We start from the raw sequence: 7,711 nt of genomic DNA on the forward strand, positions 1-7,711 counted from the left end.
ACGGCGGTGCGGGAGAGCCCGGTGAGCTGACCGACGTCCGCGCGGGTGCGGGCCAGGCCCGTGCGCACCAGCTCCAGAACATCACCCGCAGACGTCGGACGGACCACGTCCATCGGCCCTCCTTCATCATCTCGGTCGGCCCGGGCACTGTACTCACCTAGATATGTCTGGCAAGTTCACGGCTTACGTTTGCCAAGAGCGTAAGACCTTCCTAGCGTGGACACCATGAGTGCCCTGCAACCAGCCCCCACGACGCCCGAGGTCTGCGACTTCACCGTCTTCGGCGGCTCCGGCGACCTCGCCCTGCGCAAGCTGCTGCCTGCGCTCTACCTCCGCGACCGGGAGGGGCACCTGCCCGCGGACACCCGGATCATCGGCGTCACCCGCACCGACCTCGACGACGACGGCTACCGCGCCCTGGTCGCGGACGCCCTCGGCCGGCACGTCGACGCGGCACGGCTCGACGACGCCTCGGTGGCCCGCACCCTGGCCCGCGTGCACCACGTCCGGCTCGACGTCCTCGAGGACGACGACTGGCACCACCTCCACGGCCTGCTCAAGGACCGGGCCCGCCATGACGACGCCGTTCGCGTCTTCTACCTCGCCGTGGCCCCCGGGCTCTTCGGGCCCATCTGCGAGCGGCTCGACCAGATCGACGCCGCGGACGCGAACGCCCGCGTGGTGATGGAGAAGCCCGTCGGCCAGGACCTGGCCTCCGCCCGGGCCGTCAACGACGCCGTCGGCTCGGTCTTCGAGGAGTCGCAGATCTTCCGGATCGATCACTACCTCGGCAAGGAGAGCGTCCAGAACCTCCTGGTCACGCGCTTCGCCAACACCTTCCTCGAGCCGCTGTGGAACTCGCGCTGGGTCGACCACGTGCAGATCACGGTGGCGGAGGCCCTCGGCGTGGGGGAGCGCGGGGGGTACTACGACCACTCCGGCGCGCTGCGCGACATGGTGCAGAACCACCTGCTCCAGCTGCTCTGCCTGGTCGCCATGGAGCCGCCGACCTACATCGACGCGGAGACGGTGCGCGACGAGAAGCTCAAGGTGCTGCAGGCCCTCAGGCCGATGGCGCCTGCCGACGTCGACCGCGACACCGTGCGTGGCCGCTACACCGCCGGCCTGGTCGACGGCGCCCCCGCGCCGTCGTACGCCGAGGAGCTGGGCCACGACGACAGCTCGACCGAGACGTTCGTGGCGCTGCGCGCGGAGGTGCAGAACTGGCGCTGGGCCGGCGTGCCGTTCTACCTGCGCACCGGCAAGCGGATGGACCGGCGCGCGTCGGAGATCGTGGTGGTCTTCAAGGAGCCGCCGCACGTGATGTTCCCGCACAGCGAGGGCGCGACCACGCCCAACCGCCTGCACATCCAGGTGCAGCCCGACGAGGGCATGCGCCTGCACCTGACCGCCAAGGAGCCCGGCCCCGGTGGCTACCGGCTGCGCCCGGTCTCCCTCGACCTGAGCTACGCCACCGCCTTCGACCAGGCCTCGCCCGACGCCTACGAGCGCCTGCTCATGGACGTGATGAAGGGCAACCCCACGCTGTTCATGCGCCGCGACGAGGTCGAGGCCGCCTGGACCTGGATCGAGCCGATCCTCACCCGGTGGGCAACGGCGCCCGACCGTCCGAAGCGCTACGCCGCCGGCACGTCCGGCCCCACCGCCGCCGCGACCCTCATCGAGCGCGACGGCCGTATCTGGCAGGAGTCAGACCAGTGACCACACCCATCCACCCCACGGTCCGAGCCGTCACCGACCGCATCGTGGAGCGCAGCGCGACCTCGCGGGCGGCCTACCTCCGGCGCATCCGCGCGGCGGCCGACCGGGGCCCCGCCCGCAGCAGGCTGGCCTGCGCCAACCTCGCGCACGGCTTCGCCGCCTCCGACGAGCCGGGCAAGCAGGCCCTGCGCGGCCGCACCAAGCCGAACGTCGCGATCGTCACCAGCTACAACGACATGCTCTCGGCGCACCAGCCGTTCGAGACCTACCCACGGCAGCTGAAGCGGGCGGTCATCGGCGGCGGCGGCATCGCCCAGGTCGCCGGCGGCGTGCCCGCGATGTGCGACGGGATCACCCAGGGCCGCGACGGCATGCAGCTCTCGCTCTACAGCCGCGACGTGATCGCCATGTCGACCGCGATCGCGCTGTCGCACGACATGTTCGACGGAGCGCTGATGCTCGGCGTGTGCGACAAGATCGTGCCCGGCCTGCTGATCGGCGCGCTGTCGTTCGGCCACCTGCCGACGATCTTCGTGCCTGCCGGGCCGATGCCCTCCGGCCTGCCCAACGGCGAGAAGGCGCGCGTGCGCCAGCTGCACGCCGAGGGCAAGGTCGGGCGCGAGGACCTGCTGGCCGCCGAGGCCGCGTCGTACCACTCCGCGGGCACCTGCACCTTCTACGGCACCGCGAACTCCAACCAGCTGCTGATGGAGGTGCTCGGCCTGCACCTGCCGGGCTCCGCCTTCGTCAACCCCGGTACGCCGCTGCGCGAGGCCCTGACGGAGGCCGCCGGGCGGCGCGTCACCGAGCTGACGAGCCTGGGGGGCGACCCCACGCCGGTCGGCGAGGTGGTCGACGAGCGCGCGGTCGTCAACGCGTGCGTCGCGCTGCTGGCCAGCGGCGGCTCGACCAACCACACCATGCACCTCGTCGCGATCGCCCGCGCCGCCGGCGTCCACCTGACGTGGCAGGACCTCTCCGACCTCTCGGCCGTCGTGCCGTCGCTCGCGCGGGTCTATCCCAACGGCTCGGCCGACATCAACCACTTCCACGCCGCCGGCGGGGTCGCCTTCCTGGTGCACACCCTGCTCCGCGCCGGGCTCGTGCACGACGACGTGCTCACCGTCGCCGGCCGCGGGCTGTGGCGCTACACGACCGAGCCGCGGCTCGCCGGCGGCGAGGTCACCTGGGAGGAGGGCGCGAAGACCAGCCTCGACCTCGACGTCCTGCGCCCGGCCGACGCGCCGTTCGCGCCCGACGGCGGCCTCAAGGTGCTCACCGGAGGGCTGGGGACGAGCGTCGTGAAGACCTCGGCGGTGAGGCCGGAGCACCGCACGGTGGCCGCCCCCGCGATCGTCTTCGACGACCAGGCCGACTTCCTCGCCGCCTTCGCCGCGGGTGAGCTGGACGGCCGTGACTTCGTGGCGGTGATCCGCTACCAGGGCCCGGCCGCCAACGGGATGCCCGAGCTGCACAAGCTCACCCCGGCCCTCGGGGTGCTCCAGGACCGCGGCCAGCGGGTCGCCGTGGTCACCGACGGCCGGATGTCGGGGGCGTCGGGCAAGGTCCCGGCAGCCATCCACCTCACGCCCGAGGCCGCGGTCGGCGGCCCGCTGTCGCGGGTCCGGGACGGTGACCGGATCACCCTCGACGCCGGGTCCGGCACCCTCGAGATCGATGCCGACCTGGCCTCGCGCGAGCCCACCGGCGGCGCCCTCCAGGGAGAGGGCTGGTCCGGCACGGGCCGCGAGCTGTTCGCGGCCTTCCGGGCCACCGTGGGCCCGGCCGACGCCGGCGCGAGCGTCTTCCCGGCGTACGGCGCCTCCGACCTCGACGGCCGGGAGGTGCGCCTTGTCCAGCCCGTCTGAGTCGCTGCTCGACCGCACCCCGGTGATCCCGGTGGTCGTCGTCGAGGACGTGGCGCACGCCGTTCCACTGGCCCGGGCGCTGGTGACCGGGGGCGTGCGCGTGATCGAGCTGACCCTGCGCACGCCGGCGGCGCTCGACGCGATCCGCGCCATCGCCGCGGAGGTGCCGCAGATCCTCGTCGGCGCCGGCACGGTCCTGGGAGCCGACCACGCGAAGCGGGCCCACGACGCCGGTGCCCGCTTCCTCGTCTCGCCCGGTGCCACGCCGTCCCTGCTGGACGCCCTGGTGTCCACCGGCCTGCCCTTCCTGCCCGGCACGGCCACGGTGTCCGAGGTGCTCGCGGTCCGGGAGGCCGGGGTGCACGAGCTGAAGTTCTTCCCGGCCGAGGCCTCCGGCGGGGCGTCGTACCTCTCGGCGGTCGCCTCGGTGGTGCCCGACGTGCGGTTCTGCCCGACCGGCGGGATCACCTCGGTCTCGGCGACGAGCTACCTGGCGCTGCCGAACGTGGGCTGCGTCGGGGGCTCCTGGCTCACGCCCAGGGATGCCGTCGCGGTGGGCGACTGGGATCGCGTCACCCGCCTGGCCGCGGCGACCCTCTCGCTGCGGTGACGGGTCTCCGGTCCGGCGTGTCGACCATAGGCTGACAACGGCGGCGACGGCTCGGCCAGACCACGCTCGAGTGCGAGGCGGCGCCTGGCTCGGCCGGGTCGCCTACGACGGCGACCGCCGCGTCATCGGGCTGCTGGTGGTGCCGTTGGACGCCACCGACCTGCCCTGGTGACCGGCTACGGGCGGGGCAGGCCAGAGGGCGTGCAGAGCCCCTCGGGGATCCCCTCGGTGTCGTCGTCGATGATGTGCTCGAACATCTCCTGCGAGCGCGGCTCGTCCCAGGTGACCGCCAGGTCGCGGATCGGCACCCCGCACGTCAGGCCGTTCCTGCCGTCGACCCGGGTCATCGCGAAGGCGAAGCGGCCCAGCGACAGGGCGCTGGTGCCCTCGCCCACGTCGAAGGAGCGCGAGGAGGCCATGGCCAGGCGGTAGTAGCGCACCGGGTTGACGACGGTCCACGGCGAGACGGCCTCGCGGCCGATCGCCGAGACGACCTCGCGCTGGTGCTGGGCGCGCTTGACGTCGCCGAGCTGGGCGGAGGTCTTGCGCGAGCGGGCGTAGCCCAGTGCGGTGCCGCCGTCGGCCTCCTGGCAGCCCTCGGGGATGTCGAGGTTCGCGTCGGGGTCCTTCATCGCGTTGGTCGGGCAGATCTCGATCCCGCCCAGCGCGTCGACCATGCCGACGAAGCCGCCGAAGCCGATCTCGACGTAGTCGTCGACCCGGATGCCGGTGTTCTGCTCGATGGTGCGGATGAGCAGCGCCGGGCCGCCGTACGCGTAGGCGGCGTTGATCTTGTCGGTGCCCTCGCGCCCCGGGATCTCGACGATGGAGTCGCGGGGGATCGACATCAGCAGGTTGGGGCCCCTGCCGGTGTGCAGCAGCATGATGGTGTCGGTGCGCTGGCCGACGTCGCCGCCGGTGCCGAGCTCGCGGCGCTGCTCCTCGGTGAGGTCGGCGCGCGAGTCGCTGCCCACGAGCAGGTACGTCGTGCCGGGCTGCTCCGCGGGGCGCTCGCCGTCGGGGAACGCCTCCACCTTCGACACCTTGGTCCACGCCCAGAACGGCACCGCGACGAGGAAGACCAACCAGAGCAGCAGTGCCCACACGATCCAGCGCAGCCGCGGACGGGGCAGCCGCGGTCGCCGGCCCCGGCTCCCGCGCTCCGGGCTCGACGGCGGTGGCGGTGCGTAGCCGGGGGACGGCTCCCGGAGCGGCGCCTGCTCACGGTCGCCGCGGGCCTGGTCGGGGCGCGACATCGCCGGCATCACCCGCGTCTCCTCGGGCCCCGGCCTGCTCATCTGCGGCACGGTGCGGGTGGCGTCGTCCGGGGGCGGGGCACCGGTACCGCCGTAGAGCCAGTCGTACTCGGGCGTGCCCTCCTCCGGGCCACCCTTTCCCGGGGGACGTCCTGCCATGGCCGAGACGCTACCGTGCGCCGCATGAGTGACGGGCGCACCACCCTGCACGACCGGGCCGACCTGCCACGTGCGCTGCCCCCGTCGTACTCGCGGGTGTCGCTGGGCATCATCACCAGCAGCACCGAGGCGAACCTGCTGGGCAACGTGCACGGCGGCGACATCATGAAGCTGGCCGACTCCACGGCCGGGGCGGTCGCCCAGCGACACAGCGGAGGCCCGGCCGTGACGGCGGCGCTCGACGAGATGGTGCTCCTGCAGCCGGTGCACGTCGGCGACATCGTGCGCACCTTCGCCCAGGTCAACTGGGCGGGGCGCTCCTCGATGGAGATCGGCGTGCGGGTCGAGGCGCAGCCGTGGGGGAGTGCGGCCGACGAGCCGCTGCACGTCGCGTCGGCTTACTTCGTCTTCGTGGCCATCGACGCCGACGGCCGTTCGCGGCCGGTGCCCGGTCTGCTGGTCGACGCCCCGGAGGAGGTACGCCGTCAGCGCGAGGCCGAGATCCGGCGGGCGCACCGGTTGGCCCGCAAGGAGGAGATCGCCCGGGGCCGGAAGGAGCGGTGACCGGCCCGGACGCCGCGCTCGTCGCGGCGCCGGCCTGCCGCGGCACGGGCTGAGCCGCCGCCGGCCTCGGCGTGCCTGCACAGATGTGACGGCTGTGACTGGTGATACTTGGTGGACCAGCCCTGCCCCCTTCCCCAGCAGAGGTGCCCCGATGCCGCCCGCATCCTCCTCGACCCTCGGTGCCGCCAGCGGCGTCGACCGTGTCCCCGACCGCGCCGCCAGCGTGCGCTTCCGGCGCGCGGTGTCGTTGATGGTGATGACGCTGGTGATGCCGGGATCCGCGCAGCTGGCCGCGGGCGACCGGCGCATCGGCAGGATCGCCCTGCGCATCTGGTTCCTGCTGCTGCTCGTCGGCCTCGGTGCGCTGGTGATGAGCATCGGCTCGCGCGACTTCGCCTTCTGGGCGGTCTCCAACACCATGCTGCTCGGGCTGCTGCGCCTGGTCCTGATGCTGCTGGCCATCGGCTGGGCGGCGCTCTTCGTCGACGCGTGGCGCATCGGCCAGCCGCTGACCCTGCGCCAGGACCACCGGCTGGCGGCCGTCGGCGTCAACGGGGTCCTGTGCTTCTCCGTCGCCGGCACCCTGCTCTTCGGTGCGCACATGGTCGGCGTGCAGCGCGACTTCATGGTCACGATGTTCGGCAACGGCGACGTCGTCGGTGCCCACGAGGGCCGCTTCAACGTGCTGCTGCTCGGCGGTGACTCCGGCGCGGGTCGTACGGGCCTGCGCCCGGACTCCCTGACGGTGGCCAGCATCGACGCCGAGTCGGGGAAGACCGTGCTGGTCAGCCTGCCCCGCAACATGGCCAACTTCCCGTTCCGGGAGGGCTCGGTCATGGACCGCGAGTTCCCGAAGGGCTTCGACTGCGACGGCTGCTACCTCAACGGCGTCAGCACCTGGGCCGGCGAGAACCTGGACCTCTTCACCGACTCCGAGCACCCGGGCGTGGACGCCACCGTGATGGCGGTCGAGGGGATCACGGACCTGAAGATCAACTACTGGGCGATGGTCAACCTCCAGGGGTTCCGCGACCTGGTGGACGCCGTCGGCGGTGTCGAGCTCACCGTCCGCGACCGGATCCCCGTCGGAGGCCTGGGCAGCGACGTCACCGGCTACATCGAGCCGGGCACCCGCGTGCTCGACGGCCACGACACCCTGTGGTTCGCCCGGTCCCGTGAGGGCTCGGACGACTACTCCCGCATGGCGCGCCAGAAGTGCGTGATGGGCGCGATGCTCGCGCAGGTCAGCCCGGAGGTCGCCGTGCGCAACTTCCAGGACATCGCCGAGGCCAGCACCGACATGATCTCGACGAACGTCCCGCACAGCGAGGTCGACAACTTCATGGGCCTGGCCCTGCGCGCCAAGTCGCAGAAGATCGCCACGCTCTCGCTCGTGCCGCCGATGATCAACACCGCGGATCCCGACATCGACCTGATCCAGCAGAAGGTGGCCGAGGCGGTCGCCAGGGCCGAGGGCAAGCAGGTCGCGCGCGCCGCAGCCCCGGCCGAGGCAACCGCACCGGACGCCGGTG

The 7,711-nt window shown here is 72.7% G+C and carries 6 protein-coding genes; 5 read left to right on the plus strand and 1 reads right to left on the minus strand.

Features of this window, described 5'->3' with window-relative positions:
• Positions 1-225 precede the first annotated feature (225 nt).
• Genes zwf through eda form a run of 3 tightly spaced genes read left to right on the plus strand, consistent with a single transcriptional unit; the run spans position 226 to position 4,200 of the window.
• On the plus strand, positions 226-1,722 hold the full coding sequence (zwf, locus tag QZX64_RS07095) for a glucose-6-phosphate dehydrogenase (RefSeq protein WP_295657948.1): 1,497 nt from the start codon (positions 226-228) through the stop codon (positions 1,720-1,722).
• Between the two features lie 8 nt (positions 1,723-1,730).
• Positions 1,731-3,590, plus strand: a complete 1,860-nt coding sequence (edd, locus tag QZX64_RS07100) for a phosphogluconate dehydratase (RefSeq protein WP_366558529.1) — start codon at positions 1,731-1,733, stop codon at positions 3,588-3,590.
• Complete coding sequence (eda, locus tag QZX64_RS07105; protein WP_295657950.1) at positions 3,574-4,200, plus strand: bifunctional 4-hydroxy-2-oxoglutarate aldolase/2-dehydro-3-deoxy-phosphogluconate aldolase; 627 nt, start codon at positions 3,574-3,576, stop codon at positions 4,198-4,200. The genes edd and eda overlap by 17 nt, the downstream gene beginning before the upstream one ends.
• A 176-nt stretch (positions 4,201-4,376) precedes the next feature.
• Here the strand turns inward: eda and QZX64_RS07110 are convergent, their stop codons facing one another.
• On the minus strand, positions 4,377-5,615 hold the full coding sequence (locus QZX64_RS07110) for an LCP family protein (protein WP_295657951.1): 1,239 nt from the start codon (positions 5,613-5,615) through the stop codon (positions 4,377-4,379).
• Positions 5,616-5,639: 24 nt separating this feature from the next.
• Here QZX64_RS07110 and QZX64_RS07115 point away from each other — a divergent pair, with 24 nt between their 5' ends.
• A complete protein-coding gene (locus QZX64_RS07115; protein ID WP_295657953.1) occupies positions 5,640-6,179 on the plus strand; it encodes an acyl-CoA thioesterase in 540 nt (179 codons plus the stop codon).
• Positions 6,180-6,330: 151 nt separating this feature from the next.
• On the plus strand, positions 6,331-7,711 hold a 1,381-nt coding region (locus QZX64_RS07120), incomplete at its 3' end, for an LCP family protein (protein WP_295657954.1).

The organism is uncultured Nocardioides sp. (assembly GCF_902805925.1).
Classification (GTDB): Bacteria; Actinomycetota; Actinomycetes; order Propionibacteriales; family Nocardioidaceae; genus Nocardioides.